Source organism: Reyranella sp., from assembly GCF_965279465.1.
GTDB lineage: Bacteria > Pseudomonadota > Alphaproteobacteria > Reyranellales > Reyranellaceae > Reyranella.
In genome coordinates this window covers 6,594,929-6,617,171 of sequence record NZ_OZ257242.1, presented here as the reverse complement: position 1 = coordinate 6,617,171, position 22,243 = coordinate 6,594,929, and the positions used below count along the sequence as shown (strand labels likewise).

Genomic DNA, 22,243 nt, shown 5'->3' with positions numbered 1-22,243 from the left:
ACGCCTGCTGATGGTTTTCGCTGGGAGCGCGGCTCTCCAGAGCCGCTCTTGGGATGCGACAAGTTGAAGAAAGAGCGGCTCTGGAGAGCCGCGCTCCCAGCAAAGAAGTCGGCTCGCTATCTGCCGAGCACGCGGCCGGCGACGGCGCTCAGCTTCTTCACCATCTCGGGCGAGCGCGCCGTGGGTGAGGTTATCAGCGCATGCTCTAGCGCGCGGTCGCAGCCGGACGGGCAGGGCGCCGGGCGACTCTGCTTCAGGCGCGGGGCCATCATCGCGACCAGGGTCTTCGCGCGCTCGGCGTTGTCGAGCAGCACGCGCACGATGTCGGCGACCTGCACATGGTCATGGTCGGGATGCCAGCAGTCGAAATCCGTCACCATGGCGACGGTCACGTAGCAAATCTCGGCCTCGCGGGCGAGCTTGGCCTCCGGCATGTTGGTCATGCCGATCACGTCGCAGCCCCAGCTTCGGTAGAGATTAGATTCGGCGAGGCTGGAGAATTGCGGACCCTCCATCGCGATGTAGGTGCCGCCGAACCTGATCGGGAAGCCGGCTTCCTTCGCGCACTCGTGGATGGCGTGCGCCAGCCGATTGCAGGTCGGCTGCGCCATCGAGACATGCGCCACGAGTCCTTCGCCGAAGAAGCTCTTCTCCCGGGCGAAGGTGCGGTCGATGAACTGGTCGACGATCATGAAATGGCCCGGCGGCAGGTCCTCGCGCAGCGAGCCGCAGGCCGACAGCGACAGGATATCGGTGACGCCGACCCGTTTCAGCGCGTCGATATTTGCACGATAGTTGATCGAGGTCGGGGAATGGACATGGCCGCGGCCGTGGCGCGGCACGAAGACCAAGGCCTGTCCGTCGAGCTCGCCGAACAGGAATTCGTCGGAGGTCTTGCCAAAGGACGATTCGACGCGCCGCCATTCGGCGTTTTTCAGGCCGGCGATCTCATAGACACCGCTACCCCCCAGAATTCCCAATACCGTCATTCGCCTCTCCTGCTCGCGCTTGGTGTATCATCCCGGCCGGGAAGAGGGGGAGATATCCATGGCCAGGCTTGACGGCAAGATCACCATCGTCACCGGTGCGACCAGCGGCATCGGACGGCGCACCGTCGAGATCTTCGTGGCGGAGGGCGCCAAGGTGCTGGCGACCGGCCGGCGCGCCGAGCTCGGCCAGTCGCTCGAAGCGAGCCTGGGCAAGGATAACTGCCTCTTCTTCAAGGCCGATGCGACCGACGAAGCCGACGTGAAGGCGATGTTCGAGGCCTGCCTGTCGCGGTGGGGCCGGCTCGACTGCCTGTTCAACAATGCCGGCGGACCGGCCCCGGTCGGCGGCATCGAGACGATCCCGGTCGAGGGTTTCGACGCGGCGATGGCGACGCTGGTGCGGTCCGTGATGCTCGGCATGAAGCACGCCGCGCCGATCATGATGAAGCAGGGTTCGGGCAGCATCATCAACAACGGCAGCATCGCCGGCCGCCGCGCCGGCTATTCGACCTCGATGATCTACGGCGCAGCGAAGGCCGCCGTGAACCACCTGACCGTGTGCGCGGCGATGCAGCTCGGCGAGAAGAACGTGCGCTGCAACTCGATCTCTCCGGGCGGCATCGCCACCGGCATCTTCGCCAAGGCGCTCGGCGTGGAGGCCGGTAAGGCCGACAGCTATGCCGAGGCGGCGGCCAGGAACATGGCCTCGCTGCAGCCCATCCCGCGTGCCGGCCGGACCGACGACATCGCCAGGGCCGCGGTCTTCCTCGCGTCGGACGAGTCGACCTTCATCAACGGCCACGACCTGGTGGTTGATGGCGGCGTGGTTGGCGGCCGGCTGTGGACTCCGCACCAGCAGGGCGTGCAGGCGATGCGCCAGGCTTTCGGCGTCAGTGAAGGCTAGGACTGCTCAACACTTTCCTCCCTGTACGAAGCATGGGGAGGGGGCGCCGTCTTACGGTGTCGGAGGGGTCATGAACAACGAGACCGGGGATCATGACCCCTCCGTCGCGGAGTGCCGCGGCACCTCCTCATATGAATGGGGCGGAAAGATATTCATCGCGCTTTGCGTGATGTTGTCTGGCTGCGTTCAAAGCGATCCCGCGCACCTACCGGTCACGCTACAGCCGCCCTACAGCGCGCTGCCGGATGCACCGGCCGGCACGACGATCGAGCCCGGCACGTCTGTGAAGCTCAACGCGCGGCAGCAGGAAACCGTGATCGCCGGCGTGAGGAAGTGGATGAAGGATCCGCCGTCAGCGTCGTTCGGCGCCATGGCGGCTGCCAGGACCCGCCGCGGAAGCATCGTTGTGTGCGGCGAGGTCACCGGCCGAAATACCGCCGGTGTCCTGGCCCCGATGGCACCGTTCATCGGCGTGCTGACGCCATCGCCGTCAGCGCCGGAGTTCGTCGTGGTCGACATCGCCGCCGACGGCAAGCCTCGAGCCGAGCTCGAGGCGCTATGCCGGAAGAGCGGGGCGGTCTAGGTCACGAAGATGATGATCTGAGAGAGCAGCCGCGCTGCCTTCCTCCGCGCGCGCCTCGGAAGGCGCTTTGAGCGGGGGAAGGCATAGCACCGTTCATGCGATAGCACTCCCACCAGACGGGGGGAGGGCGTCTCGAGGCCTTCGGCGGCTACTCCGCTGCCTGCTTGCCCAGGCCCTTCGGAATCTGCGCTGCTGCGGCGGCGACACGCGGGTTGCTGGTGACCTTGAGCGCTTCGGCAGCGTCGGCGTTCTCCATGATCTTGGCCATGATCGCCTGGCCCGCGCGCTCGAACACGCCGCGGTTGACCTGAAGGTACTTCTCCGATTCGCGCAGCTTGGTCACGTAGCCGTTGATCTCGGGGATGACGTAGCGCGCCACCATGTCCCAGCTGCGGAAGGTGTTCTCGGGATTGGCCCAGTCGTGCACGAAGCCGACGCAGGTGCCGAAGCCGCCGCTCTTGTCGACGACGCCCTTGATCATCTTCACCAGATCGTCCGGCGTGCCGATGACCGCGGCCGAGCCGGGACCGCCCATCTCCTCGACTGCCTGGTCGGGCGAGGTGTAGGCGACCGATCCCGGACGCTGCAGCGTGCCGTGGATATATTCGTTGTGCCAGCGCATCAGGCCGTGCTTGGCCTCTTCACGCGCCTTTTCGCGGGTCTCGGCGATGTGCCAGTTGAGCAGCACGCGCCAGTTCTTGCGGTCGACGGTCGTGCCGTGCTTCTTCGCGGCGGTCTCGGCGAAGCCCCACTGGGTCGGCAGCGCGGTCAGGCCCTCGCTCGACATCGAGCCGAGCGAGATGATGCCGATGCCGTACTTGCCGGCGAGCGTCATGCCCGACGGGCTGATCTGCGAGGCGACGGCGAACGGCATCTCCTCCTGCAGCGGCAGGAGCTGCAGGCCCGCGTCGTGCAGGTCGTACCACGCGCCTTTCTGCGTGACCCGCTCGCCGCGGAACAGCCGGCGGATGATGTCGATCGCCTCGTCCTGGCGGTCGCGCTGGGTCATCGGATCGATGCCGAGCGCGTAGGCGTCGGACGGCAGGGCGCCGGGGCCGGAGCCGAAGATGGCGCGGCCGCCGCTCATCCAGTCGAGCTGGACCATGCGCTGGGCGACGTTGAACGGATTGTGGTAGGGCAGCGAGATCACGCCGGTTGCGAGCTTGATGCGCTTGGTGTGCTCGGCCGCCGCGGCCAGGAACATCTCGGGCGAGGCGATCATCTCCCAACCCGAAGAATGATGCTCGCCGCACCAGAACTCGTCGTAGCCGAGATCGTCGAGGTGCTTGGCCAGCGCGATGTCGCGCCGGAACTGCAGCATCGGGTTTTCGCCGATGGGATGATGGGGGGCGATGAACGCGCCGAAACCAAGCCGGGCCATGTCAATCTCCTTGGAACCGTTGGAAGTGGCGTAACATGGCCGGGCGGCGCGGTCGATATCGGGAGGCGTGCATGACTGATCTGGCGAAACGGGTGGCCCTGGTCACCGGGGGCTCACGCGGGATCGGGCGGGCCATTTCCGTTTCGCTGGCCGATGCAGGCGCGTCGGTTGCGGTGAATTTCCGGGAAAATGCGGCCGAAGCCGGGGTGGTTGCGGGGTTGATCCGGGCCAGCGGCGGCATGGCGGCCGCGATCCAGGCCGACGTCTCTCGGGCCGACGAGGTGGGACGGATGATGGCCACCGTCGAGCGCGAGCTGGGGCCGGTCGACGTGCTGGTCAACAATGCCGGGATCGGCCTCGTCCGCAGCGTCGACGAGCTCACCGAGGCGGACTTCGACCTCACCATCGCGGTGAACCTGAAGTCGGTATTCCTGTGCACCCAGGCGGTGATCCCCGGCATGCGGGCGCGCCAATGGGGCCGCATCGTCAACATCTCCTCCGGCGCGGCGCGCGGAGCGGGCGGCGTCGGCCCGCACTACAACGCCTCGAAGGCCGGTATGGAGGGGATGACACGGGGCTACGCCGCGCGCCTGGTCAAGGACGGCATCACCGTGAATGCCGTGGCGCCATCGTTGATCGAGACCGACATGGTGAGGCAGGGGGTCGCCTCGTCACCGGCGCGCATCCCGCTCGGCCGCTTCGGCACGCCGGAAGAATGTGCGCTGATCGTCATGATGCTGGTGCGTAATGCCTACATGACCGGCCAGACCGTGGCGCTGAGCGGCGGCATGTCGTTCCTCTAAGTCGAGCGCGAGCTCCCGCGAAAAACATGCTTCGGCGGGGTGTTGCGGTTGCCCACCAGCGCTTGCAGCTGACCATGGTCGGTCGCGACAAGCGCGATTGCTTCATTGCGTGCCATCCATCCGGAGTCTCACAGATGGCAGATTGAGACCTGTCGGTCTGCGGCGGCGCTACACTAGCGCTTCACCGTAGCCGCGATCTCCTTGATGAGCGCTCGCGCCTCCTCGAGCACGGCCTTCCCGTCCTGGCCACGCTCGCCCACGAACTTGATCCACTCGTCGTAGGCGGGCTGCGCGGCCTTCACCCAGCGGTCCATCTCGGCCTGCTGGAACTCGACGATGGTGTTGCCGCGGTCGCGGAACGCCTTGCGCACCGGTTCGGCCGATTCGTCCCAGATGCGGCCAATCTCACCCGCGACCTTCTCGCCGCCATTGTCGTCGATCACCTTGCGCAGCTCGGGCGGCAGGCTGTCGTACTTCTTGCGGTTCATCGCGAAGAACTGCGGCGTGGTGTAGAACATTGGCAGATTGCCGATCTGGGCCGGTTCGGCGACGTTCTTCACCAGCTCGTTCAGCCGCAGCGCCTTGGCGAGTTCCCAGGGAATCATCGTGCTGTCGATGACGCCCTTGGAGAGGGCATCCGGCGACTGCATGGCGTTCATGGTCACTGGCGAGGCGCCGATCTGGTTCATCATCGACACCAGGTAGCGGCCGCCGACGCGGATCTTGTTGCCCTTCATGTCGTCGATGGTGCGGATCGGCTTGCGGCTGAAGATGGCGCCGCCGTCCGGCGTGGTCATGGTGATAAGGTGGACATCAGTCCATTCCTGCTTGGCGCGGCCGGTGGCGAAGCGCCAGGCGGCGCGGGCCGCGACCTCGGCGCTGGGCGCCATGAAGGGCAGCTCGAAAACTTCCATCAGGGGAAAGCGGCCAGGCGTGTAGGTGCCGACACCCCACGCGATGTCGGCGATGCCGTCGCGCGCCTGGTCGTAAAGCTGCGGCGCGGTGCCGCCGATCTGCATCAGCGGGTAGATCTGGCACTCCAGCCCGCCCTGAGATTGCGCCTTGATGCGCTCGCACCACGGCACCATGAAGTTGACATGCGGCACCGCGCCCGTCGGCGTGAAGTGCGACACCCGGAGCTTGATCGGGTCGGCACCCTCCGCCGCGAACGGCGCCGCAGCGAGCGCGATTGCGCCGACGGCGGCCGTGAACATCTTCTTGATCATGTCGTTCCTCCCTTGGTCGGTCTTGTTCACTCGATGAGACGCATCGCCCACAGCGATACCGAGGGCGCCACCAGCAACAGCACCAGGCGGGCGATGTCGGCGGTGACGAACGGCATGACGCCGCGATAGATCTCCTGGATGCGCACGTCGCGCACGAAGGCGTGGACGACGTAGATGTTGAGCGCCACGGGTGGCAGGATCAGGCCAATCTGGATGACGCTGAGCATCAGGATGCCGAACCAGATCGACTTCTCGTCAGGCTCCAGCCCGTGCAGGTCGAGGCCGAGAATGGTGGGCAGGATGATCGGCAGCGTGAGCACGGCGATCGCCACCTCGTCGAGCACGGCCCCCAACAGGACATAGACCATGAGAATGCCGCCGACGATGACCAGCGGATGCACGGCCAGTCCCGACAGCGCCTCGCCGACCTGGGCGGGAAGCTGGGTCACCGCCAGCGCGGAATTCATCATGTCGGCGCCAAGCAGAATGAAGAAGATCAACGCGGTGGTCTGGGCCGTCGGCAGCAGCGCGCGCAGCACGCCGCGCCAGCCGAGATCGCGCCGCACCACGCCCAGCAGAAGGGTGCCGATGGCGCCCATGGTGGCGGCCTCGGTCGGCGTGAAGATGCCGCCATAGAGGCCGCCGAACATGCCGAGGAAGATCGCGGCGATCGGCCAGGCCGTGCGGATCGCCTGCCGCCGCTCCGCCGCCGGCGCCTTGGGGCTGACGGTGACGTAGTCGGGCCGCAGCCGGACCACGACGGCGATGACGGCGAGATAGGCGATCGCGGCGATGAAGCCGGGGACGAAGGCTGCGGCAAACAGCTTGGCGATGTTCTGCTCGGCGATGACGGCGTACAGAATCAGGACGACGGAGGGCGGGATGACGATGCCCAGTGTGCCGCCCGCGACCAGCGCGCCGGTGGCCAGCGGATTGGCGTAGCGGAAGCGGCGCATCTCGGGCAGCGCCACCTGGGACATGGTCGCCGCCGTCGCGACCGAGGAGCCGCAGATCGTGCCGAAGGCGGCGCAGGCGACGATCGCCGACATCGCGATGCCGCCGCGCAGATGGCCGACGAAGGCGTGCGCGGCACGGAACAGCGCGCGCGAAAAGCCGGCTTCGGCCGCGAAGTGGCCCATCAGCACGAAAAGAGGAATCACCGACAGGTCGTAGTTGGAGAACCGCGCCCAGACGGCGCCGCGCAGATGGCTCATCAGCGGGTCGTAGTCGACCAGCGCCCAGAAGCCGATCGCGCCGGCGATGAACATCGCAGCGCCGATCGGTATGCGGATCACGATCAGCGCGACCATGCCGGCAACCACCAGGCCGGCAGATGCCATCGGGCTCATAGCGCACTACCCTCGGATTTGTCCTTCTGCGGCGAGATCGCCTGCAGAAGAGCCACCAGGGCGGCGAGGGCGAGCCCCGGCACCAGTGCGGCGTAGCAGGCCCAGATCGGCACACCCAGCATGATGCTCTGCTCGCGCGCCTGCCACATGCCAACCGCGCCGGCCGCGGTGCGCCAGGCCAGCACAGCCATGATCGTCGCCATCGCCACCGCCGCCAGCCGCGCCAGCACGGCCAGCGTCCGTGGACCCGCCCACCACGTGAACGCGTCGACGATGACGTGGGCGCCGCAGCTCTGGGCGTAGGGCAGGAACAAGCTCGCCCCCACGGCTGTCGCGATCTGCACGATCTCCATGTCGCCGTAGAGGGACCGTCCAGTCAGGGCGCGCGCCAGGATGCTCGCGAACACGATCAGCGAAGCCGCCGCGATCAGCAGCCCACCCGCGAGCGCCGTGATGCTGTTGACTCGATCGATCGCTCGTTGGGGGCCGACCGAGTCTCGGACCGCAAGAGCGCCCTCCGTCATCGCGGTGCCTCGGTCCGCATCGGTGCGACGATCATGATGGCACCTCGCCCCGGCCGGCGCGCTTCTTCCACGCCTCGTAGTCGGCCTTGGCCTGGTCGCCGGCGGCCGGGAACACTCCCTTGAGCGAGCGGCCCTTGGCGACCTCGAGCTCGGCCCAGCTCTCGTACTCGTAGTTCTTCAGCGCCTCCTCCGCGACCGCCTCGACGATGTCGGGCGGAATCACCAGCACCGCGTCGCGGTCGCCGACCACGATGTCGCCGGGATAGACCGCGACGCCGCCGCAGGCGATCGGCAGCTGCAGGTCCATCGGACGATGCACGATCGGGCTGGGCGGCGAGGATGGCCGGCGGTGATAGGCCGGCAGGCCGGTCTTGAACACGCCGTTGGTGTCGCGAAAGCCGCCGTCGGTGACAATGCCCGCCGCGCCGCGCGCCTTGAGCCGGCCGATATAGAGATCGCCAGCCGACGCCGCGCGCGAGTCGCCCCGGCTGTCGATCATCAGCACATGGCCGGGCGGGCATTCCTCCATCGCCTGCGGCTGGACCGTCGAGCGGTTGGTCGAGGTCGGCCCGTCCTTGTCCTCGCGCGAGGGGATGAAGCGCATGGTGAAGGCGATGCCGACCATCGGCGGCTGCTCGGGCCGCATCGGCCAGACGTCGAACAGGGTCATGCTCTTCAGACCGCGCCGGTTGAGCACCCCGGTGAGCGTCGACGTGCCGACCTTCGCGAGCACCTCGCGCAGGTCGGACGATAGAGTGGCAGTCATTGCATCCCCCCCTTGTCTTGTCTCTTATCCTTTGTCTGCGGCCGCCTTTGCTGGTGGTGGCGCGCTTACCTGCCGCCGCATCGCAAGCGGCGCGTTGCGGATGGCGCTCAGGTCGATCTCGGGCATCGGCAGGCCGAGCTGTTGCAGGACGCCGTTGGCGAGCTCGTTGTAGCGGCCGAAGCCGCGGCGCAGGCGTCCACGCCACGACGACGCTCCGCCGTTGGCGTGAAGCTCGTAGACGGATTCGCGATGGTCCAGGGCTGAGCCGACATGGTCCCACGCCATCTGCAGCAGGGCCGCGCGCTGCGCCGCCGTGTAGCCGCCGCCGGCGAACGATTCCTCCAGGCCGCGCGCCAGCGCTGGATCGGCGAGATCCTTGTCGGTCGGCGCCACCACCAGCGACGAGCCCGGCAGGATGCGCAGGATCTCGCCCATCAGCGGCCGCGCCTTCAGCATCGCCAGGCTGCCGACGGACAAATGCACGTGATTGGGCGAACAGCCCTCCGCGGTGAACTCGGGATCGAGCTCGGCCGCGGTCTGGCAGCTGCGGACCGTCTGCACGTCGGTGATGAGATCGACCAGGTACTCGATGGTAGGGTCGTGCGAGGCCAGCCCCATGGCATGCGTGCAGGCGAGCGCCAGGCCCAGCGTGAATTCCGCCTTCGCGAGCCAGCAATAGAGCTGGTGCCAGAACAGCCAGCGCGCCACCGGCTCGGCCGAGGGCTCGGTCAGGAACACGCGGTTCCAAGGCACCAGCACGTCGTCCAGCCACATCTGGCCGTCGAGCTCGTCGAAGCGGTTGCTGAGCGGCGCCGAGAAGGGGTTGGGATCGCGGGCGGCGCGCTTGCGGCAGATCACGGTGACGCCCGGCGAGTTCACCGCCACCACGAAGCTCGCACGATGGCCGTCGATGTCGATGCCGTTGTGGGCGCCAATATAGACGTCCTCGGCGAACGCCGGGCTGGTGTGCATGCCGATCTTGCCGGAGATCACCAGGCCGGCATCGGTCCGCTTCACGAGCTTCAGGGCGGTGCGCTCGGCGGGATCCTCGCGCAGCCGATAGCCGATCGTCGCGGCACCGGCGGCGAAGGTCAGGAAGCGGCCTGTGCGCGCAATCTCGGCGCGATAGGCTTCGGCATTGGCGACCTGCTCGGCCGAAGCCTTGCGCAGGCTGACCGCATGCAGGATGCCCAGCGCGATCAGATGGCCGTAGGCCGGCGTATGGGTGATGTTGCCGGCGGTCGGGAACGTCGTTGCCTGGAAGCAGCGCCCCATCCGCGCGAGATCGTCGCCGCTCTGCGGCACCAGGTAGCCGACCGGCGTCCGCGCGCCGGCCCGGCACGGCGGCGTCATGACGATTTCCTGCCAGGCCGGATCGAAGTGCCGATCGTACCAGGCAACGTATTCCTCGACCATCGGACGGGTCGCCGGGTGCGTCGTGACGTCGTCGACCATCCCCTCGCCGAGGACCCATATCTTTCGTCCGTCGCGCAGGCTCTGACGGTAGTGGGCTCCGGTTCGCAGGGGGGGCATGGTCACGCTCCGTTGCTCGCGCGGGCGGCCTGGATGGCGCTCCAGACACGCTCGCTGGTGGCCGGCATGTCGAGCTCGCGCACCCCGCATTCCGCCAGCGCGTTCATGATGGCGATCATCACCGCGGGCAGTGCGCCGACACAACCCGCCTCGCCGGCGCCCTTCGCGCCCAGCGGGTTGGTGGCGGTGGGCACCGGATTGCTGACGATCTTCATGTTGCACATCGTGTCGGCGCGCGGCATGGCGTAGTCCATGAAGCTCGCGGTCAGCAATTGTCCGGAGCCCGGCGCGTAGACGACCTGCTCCATCAGGATCTGGCCGACGCCCTGCGCCACGCCGCCATGGATCTGGCCGGCGAGCGTCAGCGGGTTGATCACCGTGCCGACATCGTCGACCACGAGGTAAGACAGCAACTCGACCACGCCCGTCGCCGGATCGATCTCGACCTCGCAGACATGGCAGCCGTTGGGGAAGGTATCCTGCTTGGGCGCGTAGGTGGCGTCCTCGTAGAAGCCGGGCTCGACGCCGGGCGGCAGGCGGGCTGGCTGGAAGGCGGCCATCGCGACCTGCTTCAAGGTCAGGCTGCGATCGGTGCCGGCGACGGTGAACCTGGCATCGGCGAACTCGATGTCGGCCTCCGCTGCCTCGAGCAGATGCGCTGCCAGTCGCTTGCCCTTGGCGACGATCTTCGCGGCGGCCAGGCTGAGCGCCGTGCCGCCCGTCACCATCGAGCGCGAACCGTTCGAGCCCATGCCGAAGGCGACGCGGTCGGTGTCGCCGTCGATGAACTGCACGTCCGACGGCGCGATGCCGAGCTTCTCGTGCAGGATCTGCTTGAAGGCTGTCTCATGGCCCTGGCCATGCGTCTTGGTGCCCAGCAGCATGATCGCGGTTCCGCTGGGGTTGAAGCGGACCTCGGCGTACTCGGGGGCGGGACCGGCGGCCTGCTCGATGGCATTGGCGAGCCCGATGCCGCGCAGCTTGCCCGCGCTGCGCGAGGCCTCCCGGCGCGCCGCGAAGGCTGCGTAGTCGCAGGCCTTCAGGGCGATATCCATGTTCGCCTCGAACGCGCCGCAGTCGTACAAAGGGCCGAGCGGCGTCCGGTAGGGCAGCCTCTGCGTCGGGATGATGTTGCGGCGGCGCAGCTCGATCGGGTCGACGCCGAGCTCCTGTGCCGCCGCCTCGATGATGCGCTCGATCAGATAGGCCGCCTCGGGCCGGCCGGCGCCGCGGTAAGGGGCTGTGGGATTGGTGTTCGATAGCACCGCGTCGATGCTGACAAGGGCGGCGGGAATATCGTAGACGCCGGTCACCGTGCCGATCTGGCCGAACGGCGTCAGGAGCTGGCGGTCCGAGGCGATGTAGGCGCCGATGCTGGCCAGCATGTGCAGCCGCAGCCCGAGGAACCGGCCATCCGCATCCAGCGCCAGCTCGATGTCGCCGACATTGTCCCGGCCATGCTCGTCGGCAAGCACCACTTCGGAGCGCTCGCAGCGCCATTTGACGGGCCGCTCGAGCTTGCGCGCGGCCCACAGCGTCAGGCGATGATCGACATACTGCCAGCCCTTGGCGCCGAAGCCGCCGCCGACGTCGTGACAGACCACACGCACCTTGCTCTCGGGCACCCGGAACACCTTGTCGGCAAGCATGTTGCGAACGCGGTGCGGATAGTTCACGTCGGCATAGAGCGTGTAGCGGTCTTCGCCGGAATCGTAGGTCCCGATCGACCCGCGAGGCTCCATGTACTGCGCATGCACGCGCGTGATGACATAGCGGCGCCGCACGATGCGAGTAGCGCGCGCGAACGCCTCGTCCGTCGCCTTCCGGTCGCCGCGTTCGTGGGTATGGGAGATGTTGTCCGGGTTCTCGTCCCAGACGCGTGGCGCGCCCGGCTCGGCTGCTTCCCAGACCAGGGTGACCGCGGGCAGGGGGGCGTAGTCGACCTCGACCAGCTCGGCCGCGTCCTTGGCCTCTTCCAGCGTCTCGGCGACGATCATGGCGACGGGGTCGCCGACATAGCGGGCGCGATCGATCACCAGGGCGGGCCGCTGTGGCGCAAACATCGGCGAGCCATCGCGCTTCTTGCGCGGCATGGCGGCCTTGGGCATGCCGAGACCGTCCTTGGCGTAGTCCGCGCCCGTGTAGACTGCGAGCACGCCGGGCGCGCGCGAGGCCGCTTCGGTCGATATTGCACGGATCGCCGCATGGGCGTGCGGCGACCGCACGAAGACGGCATGGACCTGCCGCGCCAGCACCCGGTCGTCCTGATAACGGCCCTTGCCCGTCAGCAGCCTGACGTCCTCGAAGCGTCTTACGGGCTGGCCGATGCCGAACTTCATGGGCGCGCTCACACGAAACGGGCGGAGATCGATCCCAGGGGACCGTAATCGACGTGGAACATGTCGCCGGCCCGCGCCTCGACCATCCCGGTGAAGGACCCGCCCAGGACGAAGTCGCCGGGCTCCAGGGCAATGTCGAAGGGGGCGAGCTTGTTGGCGAGCCAGGCCACGCCGTTGGCCGGATGGTTCAGCACCGCCGCCGCCACGCCGGTCTCCTCGATGACGTTGTTGCGATGGCACAGCACCGACACCCATCGCAGGTCGACGTCCATCGGCTTGATCGGCCGACCGCCGATGATCAGGGCGGCGTTGCCCGCGTTGTCGGCAATGCTGTCGAGCACCGAGCGCGGCTTGCCGGTGTCGGGATCGACGCGATGGGTGCGCCCGTCGACGATCTCGCAGGCCGGCGTGATGTAGTCGGTCGCGCTGAGCACGTCGAAGATGGTGCAGCCCGGCCCTTTCAGGCGCCGGCCGATGACGAAACCCAGCTCGCATTCCAGCCGCGGCTGCAGGAAGCGGCTCATCGGGATCTCCGAGCCTGTGCCGTAGAACATGTCGGCCATCAGCGCGCCGTAGTCGGGCTCCTCGATGCCCGCCTGGCGCTGCATGGCCCGCGAGGTGAGGCCGATCTTGTGGCCCTTCACCGGATTGCCGCGCGCCACCTTGAGCTCGACCCAGCGGCGCTGCACTGCATAGGCGTCTTCGATGGCAAAGCCCTCGTACTGCACGGAAGGCGGCCTGATCCGGTGCCTGTCCTTCTCCGCCGCGTCGTAGGCGCGGGCGATCGTGTTTATGGTTGCTGTGTCGAGCATGCCCGTCACGCTCCCTGGGAAAGCACGGCGGTGAAGTCGGCCTGCACCAGCGCGCGGCTGTCGGCCGGCAGGGTCAGGGTGTGTCGAGCCGGCCGGGAGGCCGCGTCCGGGAACATCTTGACCCATTCGGTGTTCAGCGCCGCGCGCTGCCCGGCGGGATCCTTCACCCAGAAGGTGATCTTGATGATGTCGTCGACGGTACCGCCGGCCGCTTCGATGTCGTGCCGGATATTGCCAAACACGTTGGCCACCTGCTGCTCGAGCGCCGGCGGCAGGTCGCGTGTGCCGGGGTTGGCGCCGCCGATGACGCTCGACATGACGATGTTGCCGATGCGGCTGGCGTTGGGGATGGGGTTCTCGTGGCGGGGCTGCTTGCCGTCCACGCTTTGACGCTTGGCCAAGGGTTCGTTCCTCAGGGGGCGGCGTGGCCGAAGTGCGGAATGCCTTCCGTGCGGTCGTCGAGTGCCTCGACGCCCTCCGTCGGCAACACCTTCACCCAGTTCAACGCGCCGTTGATGTCGTCCTTCCAGATCTCCTTGGGCAGGTCGTAGACGAACTCGACGCCGTAACCGTTGGGATCGTGGATGTAGAGGCTGTGGGTCATGCCGTGCTCGACGCGGCGGTCGAACTTCACGCCCTTCTGCTGCAGGTATTCCAGATGCGCCATCCACGCTTCGCGCGTCGGCATGGTGATGGCGATGTGGTTCACCGCGCACGGCATGCCGAACATCGACCAGTCCTCGGGCGGCTTGGGCAGGTCGCGGTTCTCGACCAGCGCGATGTCGTGATGATGGCTTGTGCCGTCCTCGCGCACGCCCGAGTAGAAGCGCATCTTGGGCGGATTGGGCCGATCCGGCCGCGGCGTCAGCTCGCCGACCTGGCGGAAGCCCACGACCTCCGTCCAGAAGCGATGCGATTCCTCGATATCGCGGACATTCAGCACGAGATGGTTGATGCCACGCGGTGTTGTCGGCTTGTCCATGATGCAATCCTTCAGGTTGGTTCGCTTCACATGATTATTGGGCGGCTTCCACGAGATCGAGGTGCTGTGGAGCATCGAGCTCCTCCAGCAGGAAACGGTCGAGCAGGCGGTCGGCGCGCGCGCGGTCGGTATTGGCCTGCAACGCCGTGTAGTTGCGCCCGACCGAGCCGAGATAGAAGCGTTCGTACTGCTCGTTGCGGCTGCCCAGCGCGGTGCCGGCGAAGTCCCAGGCGAGGCGGAACAGCCGGCTCCGCTTCTCCGCGTCGATGCTGGCGCCGCGCAGGTACTTGTCGATCAGCGGGCGCAGCTTCTCGTCGGCAAGCGCTGCGCGCGCCGGCGTGGTCAGCAGGTTGTGCGAGCCGATCTGGCGGATGAGGTCGTTGACCCTGGGAAACCATGTCGGCAGAGCGGCGCGCAGCGCCGACAGCGGCCGCACGTCGCAGGCCCACATGCCGTTGCCGTACTCGCGCGCGCCCTGCTCGCCGGCGAAGACACTCGATCGCGCGAACTCGGCGAACATGGCGAGCTCGCCGAGCTGCTGCTGGGTCTGCGGCTGGCCGACCAGGTTGACCGCCTCGGCCATGCGCGTCGCCAGTCCCCACGCGAATTCGAGCTTGGTCTGCGCCCGGATCATGGTCTGCTGCATGATGTTGGGCCACCACGTCGTCTTCATCACGGTGTTGTAGACCGCAAGGTTGGCGTCGATGAAAAGCCGGTCACGCGGCACCTCGACGTCGTCGAAGATGACGAAGGCGTCCTGCTCGTCGAAGCGGCTCGACAGGGGATGTTCGAAGCGGTTGGTGCTGGTTGAAACGCTGTCGCGGCAGATGAACTTCAATCCCGGCGTGTCCATCGGGATGCAGAAGGAGAGGGCATGGACGTCGGCCGCCTGCAGCATAGGGCCGCCGGGATAGACGGCCAATTCGTCGGCGAACGGCGCCAGCGTTGCCAGCACGCGGCTGCCGCGCACGACGATGCCGTGGGCCGTGTCCTCGACCTTATGAAGCTGCACCGGATCGAAGCCGACTGGATACTTGCCCTTGGCGAGGTCCACCGTGGAATGGACGATGGTGTGGGTCAGCGACAGGTCCTCGCGCGCGAGCATCTTCTGGTAGCTGACCAGATTTTCGGCGCCGCGCGCGTTTCCGTTCGTCGCCCATTCATCGGCGCGGCCGGCAAACCCCGCGAACGTGACATTCATGTAGTCTGGTGTGCGGCCCATCAGGCCGACCGAATATTCTGCGACGCGCTCCAGCCCGCGATGGCGCCGCTCGAGATCGGCCCGGCTTCTCGGGATCATGTGGCTGACGTTGATCGGCTCGCCGGTCTCCGGATCGGGCATGAGGCAGACATCGGCCGACCGGTGCTGCAGGTCGAAGACCTCGGCCAAGGCTTGAGCCGCGCCCATCAGCGCCGGATGATCGGCGATCGATCCAACCTTGTCGCCGCCTACCCACAGCTCCCGGTTGTCGCGCAGACCCTTCAGGAACTGCTCGCCCGTGCGTGCCGTCATGCGCTCCTCCCAGGAGCTTATTGTATTGGTAAAGACCCTAGCCAAGTCCGCCCATTACCGGAACAATGAAAGCGGACATGGGCCGCATAACCAACGCTTATGAGCTCCCGGCCGCCGGCGAGATCGAACTGGCCGCGCGCCTGCGCATGGCCAACCTCGACCTGCTGCCGGTGCTGCACGAACTGTTGCGCACGCGCAGCGTCACGCGCACCGCCGAGAGCTTCAACATGACCCAACCGGCGATCAGTCGCGCCTTGCGGCATCTGCGTGCTGTCTTCGACGACCAGCTTCTGGTGCCGAACGGTCGCGAGGCGCTGTTGACAGAGCGCGCGCAGGCCCTGGTGGAACCGCTGCGGCGGACGCTTGGCGATCTCGACCGGGTGCTGACGCCGGCAGGCCCGTTCGATCCGGCGACCGAGACTGTCCATATCCAGATCAGCACGGCCGACTACGTTACGCGGCTGCTGGCCCCCATCCTGACCGAGATCTGCGCGCGCGAGGCGCCGCACGTCGTTCTCGACTTCACCCTTGTCGACATCGGCAATCTCGAGGACCTGGCGAAGGTCGATTTCATGGTCGGGCCGCGAGCGCGCGGCCAAGCGCTGGGCAAGCGACTCGGCTCCTTGCCGTTGTGGCGCGACGAGATGGTTTGCATCGCCTCCGCTGCCAACGAGGCGTTGCCGGCACGGCTCACCCCGGCGCAGTTCCAGGCATCGCGCTACGTCGCCTTCCGACGCGGGCCGCGCGTGCCGCCGGACGTCCATGCCCAGCTCCAGCCAACCTCACCGCTGGAGGTCGCACCGGTCTGCACCGTGCACAACTTCCTCGTGCTGGGCGCCGTGGTCGCGCGCTCCGAGTCCATCGCGCTGGTGCCGCGCAAGGTGGCGCGCGAACTGGCGCGCACGGAACGTCTACGCATCGTCGAGATCGACTACCCGCGCCGGCACCTCTTCATTGATGCCTATTGGAGCCTCGCTGCGGACAGCCGACGCGGCCGCGTCTGGTTCCGCGATCTGCTCACGCGGGCGGCAAGGCAGCTTGCCTGAAACTGTTCGACAGGACGCGCCCGCCCGGTACGGCCGCCGGCGACGGTTCAGCACCTGGTCGAGGTGACCCGGCCGCAGCGCGACCGCGAGGCAAAGCTCGACCTGCACCTGATCCTCGACAACGACGCCAGCTGATCGAGGCCGGATCGCCGATACAGGGATCGCTTGCCCATCATCATCCGACTCCGATAGAGTTGGAAATGCGAGTCATTCGCAATCAAAGGGCCTAACGTGAGTCTGCCGTCGAAAACCGTGCTTGGCCTGTACCTGGCTCATCGCGGAGCACTGCTGAACTATGCCAATGGCATCATCGGCGACCGCGCCCAGGCGGAGGAAGTGGTGCAGGAAGCCTACCTGCGCTTTGCCGACGCCGCGGCGCGCCGGCTGTACGACGAACCGGTCAGCTACCTCTATCGCATCGTGCACAACCTGTCGTTCGACGGCATGCGGCGGCTCAGCCTCGAGTCGCGGCACGTCAGGCGCGGCGTCGAGCAGGCGGGGGAGATCCCGGAGGAGAAGCCGTCACCGGAAGCCGAATCGATCGCCCGCCAGGAGCTGGGGCGCGTCATGGTGGCGATCGCCGACCTTCCGGAACGCACGCGCATCGCCTTCGAGATGCACCGGCTGGGCGGCTTCAAGCTGCGCCAGATCGCCGAGCATCTCGGCATCTCGGTCTCGATGGCGCAGCTCCTCGTCGTCGAGGCGGTGAAGCACTGCCAGGGCCGCCTGTCATCCTCGTCCGAGCCGTGATTGAAAAATCCTCGGCTGATTCGTCTAATGAAGATGACCATCGCGGCGGCCAGGAACGCGTGACTGCATACGACACCACCAGGGCATCCGACGCGGAGCGCGATCGGGCCGGCACAGAGGCCGCCACCTGGCTGGTGCTGCTCGCAGAGTCGCCGGACGATCGTGAGCTTGCCGCCGGTTTCGAGGCGTGGCGGACGGCAAATCCGCTGCACGCCGAAGTGTGGGCGCGTACCGAGCAGGCGCACAGGCTGGCCGGCAAGCTGGCGCCGCAAACCCACGATCAATGGCCGAAGGCGTCCACGGTACGACGCGCCGCGGCTTCCGGGGGACCGATTGCACGGCCCGCGGCGCGGCCATGGCGCGGACGTCGGCTGGCATTGGCGGGCGTGGCAATGCTGGTGGCCGCGCTGGTGCTGCTCGCGGCGCCCACTTTCCTGATTCATCTGCAAGCGGATCATCTGACGGCGACCGCGGAAACGCGCGCGGTGATGCTCGACGACGGCACGCAAGTCCGCCTCGGTCCGGAGAGTGCCCTCGCCGTGGATTTCAGCGGGACTGCCCGCACGGTGCGGCTGATCAAGGGCGAGGCCTTCTTCGAGGTCGTGCCCGACAGTGCGCGACCCTTTCGTGTCGCCGCCAACGGTGTGATGACGACCGTGCTCGGCACCGCCTTCGAGGTGCGGCTCGACACACAAGATGTCGGCGTCGCCGTGCGGCGCGGCCGGGTCCAGGTCGATGGCGGAGAGCCGGCGCGGTCCGAGCAGCTCGTCGCCGGGCAATGGGTGACCATCGGGGCAGGCGGAACCGTGCGCGGTGAACGCAACGTCGAGGAGATCGGCGACTGGCTGGAGGGCGAGCTGGTCGCGCGCGACCGGCCGATGACGGAAATCGTCGATGCCCTGCGCCGCTACTATGGCGGCCGAATCCTGGTCGGGGCGCCGACCTTCGCCGCCACGCGGGTGACCGGCATCTACGACCTGCGCCATCCCCGGGCGACGCTGACGGCCCTCGCTGCTTCGCACGACGCGACCGTCCGGCAGCTGTCGCCGTGGCTGCTGATCGTCACGCCCCACTAGCAACGCAAAATCTTCCCGAACGATTGGAAAAGCCGCGCGCCCACTCGTCCTGAGCAAGGGCGCATTTGCGACGCATTCGCAGACGCCCGAGTCGAGGCTTGCTGCGGGGAGATTGGGCAATGGCGAAGTCCGGGTATCGGTGGTTCGAAGGGCGAGGGAGGCCTCTGACAGCTGTGATGGTGGCCGCCTTCCTGGCGGCGGCGGTCGTTGGGCTGCCGGCCGCTGCGCAGGATAGCGCCCAGCCGGCCGTCTACACCTTCAATATCCCGGCGCAGCCGCTGTCGGAGGCGCTGATCCAGTTCGGCCGGCAGGCCGGCCTGCAGGTCTCTGCGGACACCAGCGTGATCCGCGACGCCCGTACCGCCGGTGTCAGCGGCCAGATGGACCGCAACCGGGCCCTGGCGGTGCTGCTGGCGGGAACCGGCCTGACCTACCGTATAAACGGTTCGATGGTGGCGATCGAGCGGTTCGCGGCACCATCGAGCGGCGGCGTGGTTGCGCTCGATCCCGTCCGGGTGGAAAGCGCCGACAGCGCCCAGCGCCCAGCGTCCCGACGGGCCCGGCGTCCGCTACGTCGCCACCCGAAGCGTGACCGGATCGAAGACCGATCAGGCGATCCTCGAAACGCCGCAATCGATCTCGGTCGTCACGCGGCAGCAGATGGACGACCAGGCGGTCCAGAGCACCCGCCAGGCCTTGCGCTACACGCCGGGCATCGTCTCGGATCCCCGCCCGCTCAACGGGCTCAGCGACACCAACATGCTGCTGCGCGGCTTCACGCCCGATCAGTACCTCGATGGCCTGAAGCTGATCATCGGCAATTTCGGCTATACGCAGATCGACCCTTATCTGCTCGACCGCATCGAGGTGCTGCGCGGCCCGTCGTCGGTGTTGTACGGGCAGGGCACGCCGGGCGGCATCGTTGCCCTCACCAGCAAGCGGCCGACCGACACGGCCGTGCACGAGGTGATGCTGCAGGCCGGCACCTACGATCTCTACTCGGCGGCCTTCGATGTCGGCGGCCGGGCGGACGGCGACGGCAAGCTCCTCTACCGCATCACCGGCCTCGCCAAGTATGCAGGCTCGCAGGTCGAGTTCTCGAACAGCCGCCGGTTCGCGATCGCGCCGGCCTTCACCTGGAAACCCGACGCCGCCACCTCGTTCACGATCCTTGGCCAGTTCCAGAGGGACAGCGGCCCCGCGTTCAACGGCTTCGTTCCCGCTCGGGGCAGCGTCCTGTTCAACCCCAACGGCCAGATCCCTTCGTACTTCTATGTCGGCGATCCCAACCTGAACGACTACACCCGCATGGTCGCGTCGGTCGGCTACAGCTTCGAGCACCGCTTCGATCGGGTCTTCGCGTTCCGGCAGAACTTCCGCTACCAGAATCTGTTCGCGGCGGACAACAGCCTCTATGCCTCCGGCCTGCAGGCCAATCAGAAATTCCTCAACCGATACGCCTTCAATGACGTCGAGAGCCTGAACACCATCACCGTCGACAACCAGCTGACGGCGAAGTTCGCGACCGGTGCGCTCGGCCACAGCTTCCTGCTGGGGCTCGACTATCAGTGGAACACCAACCGGCAGACCTCGGCCATCAACTTCGCGACGCCGGCGATCAACCTGTTCGCCCCGAACTACTATCTCCCGATCGCCAACCCCGTCTTCAATCCCACGTCGAGCTACACCAACGCGCGGCAGAGGCAGGATCAGATCGCGCTCTATGCCCAGGACATCATCAAGCTCGGCGGCTTCTCGCTGGTCCTCGGCGGGCGGCAGGACTGGGTGTCGAGCTCATCGGACAACTACATGACCTTGACCGGCACCTCGAAGTACGACCAGGCCTTCACCTGGCGCGCGGGCTTGGTCTACCTGTTCGACAACGGCATCGCGCCGTACGCCAGCTACACGACATCGTTCTCGCCGACCGCCGGCCTCGACTTCTCCGGCAACCCGTTTTCGCCGACCACCGGGCAGCAGTTCGAGATCGGCGTCAAATACCAGCCGACCGGCTTCAACGGCTTCTTCACCCTGTCGGCCTACAACCTGACGCAGCAGAACGTGCTGACCACCGATCCACAGCATCCGGGCTTCTCGGTGCAGACCGGCGAGATCCGCTCGCGCGGCATCGAGTTCGAGGCGCGGGCGAGCCTGACCGACAATATCGACCTGATCGGCTCCTACACCTACACCGACGCGCTGACGACCAAGTCGAACGCGTTGGCGGCCAACATCTGGGGCACGCCGATCCGGATGCAGGGCCAGCCGGTCAACGGCGTGCCGCAGAACATGGCCTCGATGTGGAGCACCTACAGGTTCACGACCGGCTCGGCCACGGGCCTCATGGTGGGCGGCGGCGTGCGCTATATCGGGCCCCAGCCCGGCGACACTGTCAACTCCTTCATCGTGCCGGGCTTCACCCTGTACGACGCCGTCGTGAGCTATGACCTCGGCGCCGTCATGCCGAAGCTGCAGGGCGCCTCGCTCCAGTTGAACGCCACGAACCTGTTCGACACTCAGTACGTCGCCTCGTGCGCCAACGCCAACTTCTGCTCCTACGGCCTCGGGCGCAACGTCTACGCGAGCCTGAAATACAAGTGGTAAGCCCGCGCGCTGCGCTGGTGGTCCTTCGTGCACAGGTGGACGAGCCTTCGATCTGAGGATCATTACTGCAAGTTCCTCCCTGCGTTGCGCACCGGGAGGAGCATGATCAGCGCTCCATCTTCACCAGCTTGCCCATCGGCACCATGACATAGAGCTGCGGGCCGATGGGCACGATTCCGGCCAGGATCACCAGCGCGCCCACCATCGCCACCGGAATCGGCGGCTGCCAGCCGGTCTCGTGGTAGTGCTGCATTCGGCGCGTGGCACCCATCAGGCCGAGCGCGTAGAGCGGCATGAAGGCGAGATAGAAGCCGACCAGCCAGCACCAGAACGCGGCCTTGCCGAGGCGCTCGTCGAGGATGAAGCCGAACGCCTTGGGGAACCAGTAGATGAAGCCGCGAAGGCGCCAAACAGCACGCCGCGGATGATGACGCTATGGAAGTACGCCACCAGGAACAGGCTGGTGCAGCACGAAGTCGGCCGGCGGGATCGACCGCAGAACGCCGATCATGCCGCCTATCACGCAGGTGCACATGAAACCCAGCGTCCACAGCAGCGGCGAGCTGAAGCGAACCCGCCCGCCATAGAGCGCGAACAGCCGATTCAAGACCTTCACGCTGGTCGGCGCGGCGATGATCATGGTCATGACGCCGAAGAAGGCGTTCACGTCAGCGCCGCTGCCCATGGTGAAGAAACGGTGCGGCCAGACCATGAAGGAGAGCACGCAGATGCCGAGCGTCGCCGCCACCATCGAGCGGTAGCCGAACGTGCGCGCTGACCCACGCGATGCCGCCCAGGAACATCACGACCAGGGCGGGGATCGACCACACGACGAGTTCCACCGGGCCGGAATATTCCCAAACGGGGAGATAGCCTACCCTGCTGTTGCCGGCACGGAACCACCACGCGATGCCGAGCGTCAGCACGATCACGGGCACGACGATCGTCAGCATGATCGCCGTGACGTTCAACAGGATCAGCCGCTCGGCGGCACCGACCGGATCCTGGGGATGCGCCACGCCGCTTTGCCAAAGAGTTTGCACCCAGGTCTCCCCCACGATGC

General features: G+C 67.0%; 20 protein-coding genes and 1 pseudogene. 7 read left to right on the top strand and 14 right to left on the bottom strand.

Going from position 1 to position 22,243, the window contains the following annotated elements; genetic code table 11:
* Nucleotides 1–116: 116 nt before the first annotated feature.
* A complete protein-coding gene (locus tag ACQY8M_RS32105; protein WP_428664870.1) occupies nucleotides 117–989 on the bottom strand; it encodes an S-methyl-5'-thioadenosine phosphorylase in 873 nt (290 codons plus the stop codon).
* A gap of 58 nt (nucleotides 990–1,047) precedes the next feature.
* On the opposite strand from ACQY8M_RS32105, the gene ACQY8M_RS32100 reads away from it, so the two are divergent.
* Nucleotides 1,048–1,893: an SDR family NAD(P)-dependent oxidoreductase gene (locus tag ACQY8M_RS32100; RefSeq protein ID WP_428664867.1), complete on the top strand. Its 846-nt coding sequence runs from the start codon at nucleotides 1,048–1,050 to the stop codon at nucleotides 1,891–1,893.
* Between the two features lie 70 nt (nucleotides 1,894–1,963).
* Nucleotides 1,964–2,476 carry a hypothetical protein gene (locus ACQY8M_RS32095; protein ID WP_428664865.1) on the top strand — a complete coding sequence of 171 codons (513 nt, stop codon included), beginning with the start codon at nucleotides 1,964–1,966 and terminating at the stop codon, nucleotides 2,474–2,476.
* Nucleotides 2,477–2,624: 148 nt separating this feature from the next.
* On the opposite strand, the gene ACQY8M_RS32090 is transcribed toward ACQY8M_RS32095, so the two are convergent.
* Nucleotides 2,625–3,857: an LLM class flavin-dependent oxidoreductase gene (locus ACQY8M_RS32090; RefSeq protein WP_428664862.1), complete on the bottom strand. Its 1,233-nt coding sequence runs from the start codon at nucleotides 3,855–3,857 to the stop codon at nucleotides 2,625–2,627.
* A 71-nt stretch (nucleotides 3,858–3,928) separates the two neighbouring features.
* Between ACQY8M_RS32090 and ACQY8M_RS32085 the strand changes: the two genes are divergently transcribed.
* Nucleotides 3,929–4,660, top strand: a complete 732-nt coding sequence (locus tag ACQY8M_RS32085) for an SDR family NAD(P)-dependent oxidoreductase (RefSeq protein ID WP_428664859.1) — start codon at nucleotides 3,929–3,931, stop codon at nucleotides 4,658–4,660.
* Nucleotides 4,661–4,833: 173 nt separating this feature from the next.
* On the opposite strand, the gene ACQY8M_RS32080 is transcribed toward ACQY8M_RS32085, so the two are convergent.
* From ACQY8M_RS32080 to ACQY8M_RS32035, 10 genes are read right to left on the bottom strand one after another with little or no spacing between them, the layout of a single operon-like run.
* Complete coding sequence (locus tag ACQY8M_RS32080) at nucleotides 4,834–5,886, bottom strand: TRAP transporter substrate-binding protein (RefSeq protein ID WP_428664856.1); 1,053 nt, start codon at nucleotides 5,884–5,886, stop codon at nucleotides 4,834–4,836.
* Nucleotides 5,887–5,912: 26 nt separating this feature from the next.
* Nucleotides 5,913–7,226, bottom strand: a complete 1,314-nt coding sequence (locus tag ACQY8M_RS32075; protein WP_428664854.1) for a TRAP transporter large permease — start codon at nucleotides 7,224–7,226, stop codon at nucleotides 5,913–5,915.
* A gap of 5 nt (nucleotides 7,227–7,231) precedes the next feature.
* A complete protein-coding gene (locus tag ACQY8M_RS32070) occupies nucleotides 7,232–7,759 on the bottom strand; it encodes a TRAP transporter small permease (RefSeq protein WP_428664851.1) in 528 nt (175 codons plus the stop codon).
* Between the two features lie 31 nt (nucleotides 7,760–7,790).
* Nucleotides 7,791–8,525 carry a ribonuclease activity regulator RraA gene (locus tag ACQY8M_RS32065; protein WP_428664848.1) on the bottom strand — a complete coding sequence of 245 codons (735 nt, stop codon included), beginning with the start codon at nucleotides 8,523–8,525 and terminating at the stop codon, nucleotides 7,791–7,793.
* Nucleotides 8,526–8,549: 24 nt separating this feature from the next.
* A complete protein-coding gene (locus ACQY8M_RS32060) occupies nucleotides 8,550–10,058 on the bottom strand; it encodes a 4-hydroxyphenylacetate 3-hydroxylase N-terminal domain-containing protein (protein ID WP_428664845.1) in 1,509 nt (502 codons plus the stop codon).
* A gap of 2 nt (nucleotides 10,059–10,060) precedes the next feature.
* Nucleotides 10,061–12,397: a xanthine dehydrogenase family protein molybdopterin-binding subunit gene (locus ACQY8M_RS32055; RefSeq protein WP_428664842.1), complete on the bottom strand. Its 2,337-nt coding sequence runs from the start codon at nucleotides 12,395–12,397 to the stop codon at nucleotides 10,061–10,063.
* Between the two features lie 8 nt (nucleotides 12,398–12,405).
* Nucleotides 12,406–13,209, bottom strand: coding sequence for a 2-oxo-hept-4-ene-1,7-dioate hydratase (gene hpaH, locus ACQY8M_RS32050; RefSeq protein WP_428664839.1), 804 nt, complete (start codon nucleotides 13,207–13,209; stop codon nucleotides 12,406–12,408).
* 5 nt (nucleotides 13,210–13,214) lie between these two features.
* The gene (locus ACQY8M_RS32045; RefSeq protein WP_428664836.1) at nucleotides 13,215–13,610 is read right to left on the bottom strand and encodes a RidA family protein; all 396 of its coding nucleotides are present in this window, start codon (nucleotides 13,608–13,610) and stop codon (nucleotides 13,215–13,217) included.
* Between the two features lie 11 nt (nucleotides 13,611–13,621).
* Nucleotides 13,622–14,266: a VOC family protein gene (locus tag ACQY8M_RS32040; RefSeq protein WP_428664834.1), complete on the bottom strand. Its 645-nt coding sequence runs from the start codon at nucleotides 14,264–14,266 to the stop codon at nucleotides 13,622–13,624.
* Complete coding sequence (locus ACQY8M_RS32035; protein WP_428664831.1) at nucleotides 14,226–15,704, bottom strand: 4-hydroxyphenylacetate 3-hydroxylase family protein; 1,479 nt, start codon at nucleotides 15,702–15,704, stop codon at nucleotides 14,226–14,228. Before ACQY8M_RS32035 ends, ACQY8M_RS32040 begins: the two co-directional genes overlap by 41 nt.
* 77 nt (nucleotides 15,705–15,781) lie before the next feature.
* Here ACQY8M_RS32035 and ACQY8M_RS32030 point away from each other — a divergent pair, with 77 nt between their 5' ends.
* The 4 genes from ACQY8M_RS32030 to ACQY8M_RS32015 all read left to right on the top strand — a co-directional run bounded on the left by ACQY8M_RS32030 (nucleotide 15,782) and on the right by ACQY8M_RS32015 (nucleotide 21,180).
* Nucleotides 15,782–16,750, top strand: a complete 969-nt coding sequence (locus tag ACQY8M_RS32030; RefSeq protein WP_428664828.1) for a LysR family transcriptional regulator — start codon at nucleotides 15,782–15,784, stop codon at nucleotides 16,748–16,750.
* Nucleotides 16,751–16,981: 231 nt separating this feature from the next.
* The gene (locus tag ACQY8M_RS32025; RefSeq protein WP_428664825.1) at nucleotides 16,982–17,500 is read left to right on the top strand and encodes a sigma-70 family RNA polymerase sigma factor; all 519 of its coding nucleotides are present in this window, start codon (nucleotides 16,982–16,984) and stop codon (nucleotides 17,498–17,500) included.
* Nucleotides 17,501–17,559: 59 nt separating this feature from the next.
* Entirely contained in the window at nucleotides 17,560–18,576 is a 1,017-nt protein-coding gene (locus ACQY8M_RS32020; protein ID WP_428664822.1) for a FecR family protein, read from the top strand.
* A gap of 495 nt (nucleotides 18,577–19,071) precedes the next feature.
* A complete protein-coding gene (locus ACQY8M_RS32015; RefSeq protein WP_428664819.1) occupies nucleotides 19,072–21,180 on the top strand; it encodes a TonB-dependent siderophore receptor in 2,109 nt (702 codons plus the stop codon).
* A 106-nt stretch (nucleotides 21,181–21,286) separates the two neighbouring features.
* Here ACQY8M_RS32015 and ACQY8M_RS32010 read toward each other — a convergent pair.
* Together ACQY8M_RS32010 and ACQY8M_RS32005 are read right to left on the bottom strand one after the other, a co-directional pair.
* A pseudogene (locus ACQY8M_RS32010) lies at nucleotides 21,287–21,931 on the bottom strand (cbb3-type cytochrome c oxidase subunit I).
* On the bottom strand, nucleotides 21,849–22,223 hold the full coding sequence (locus ACQY8M_RS32005; RefSeq protein WP_428664816.1) for a hypothetical protein: 375 nt from the start codon (nucleotides 22,221–22,223) through the stop codon (nucleotides 21,849–21,851). The pseudogene ACQY8M_RS32010 and the gene ACQY8M_RS32005 overlap by 83 nt, the downstream one beginning before the upstream one ends.
* Between the last annotated feature and the right edge of the window lie 20 nt (nucleotides 22,224–22,243).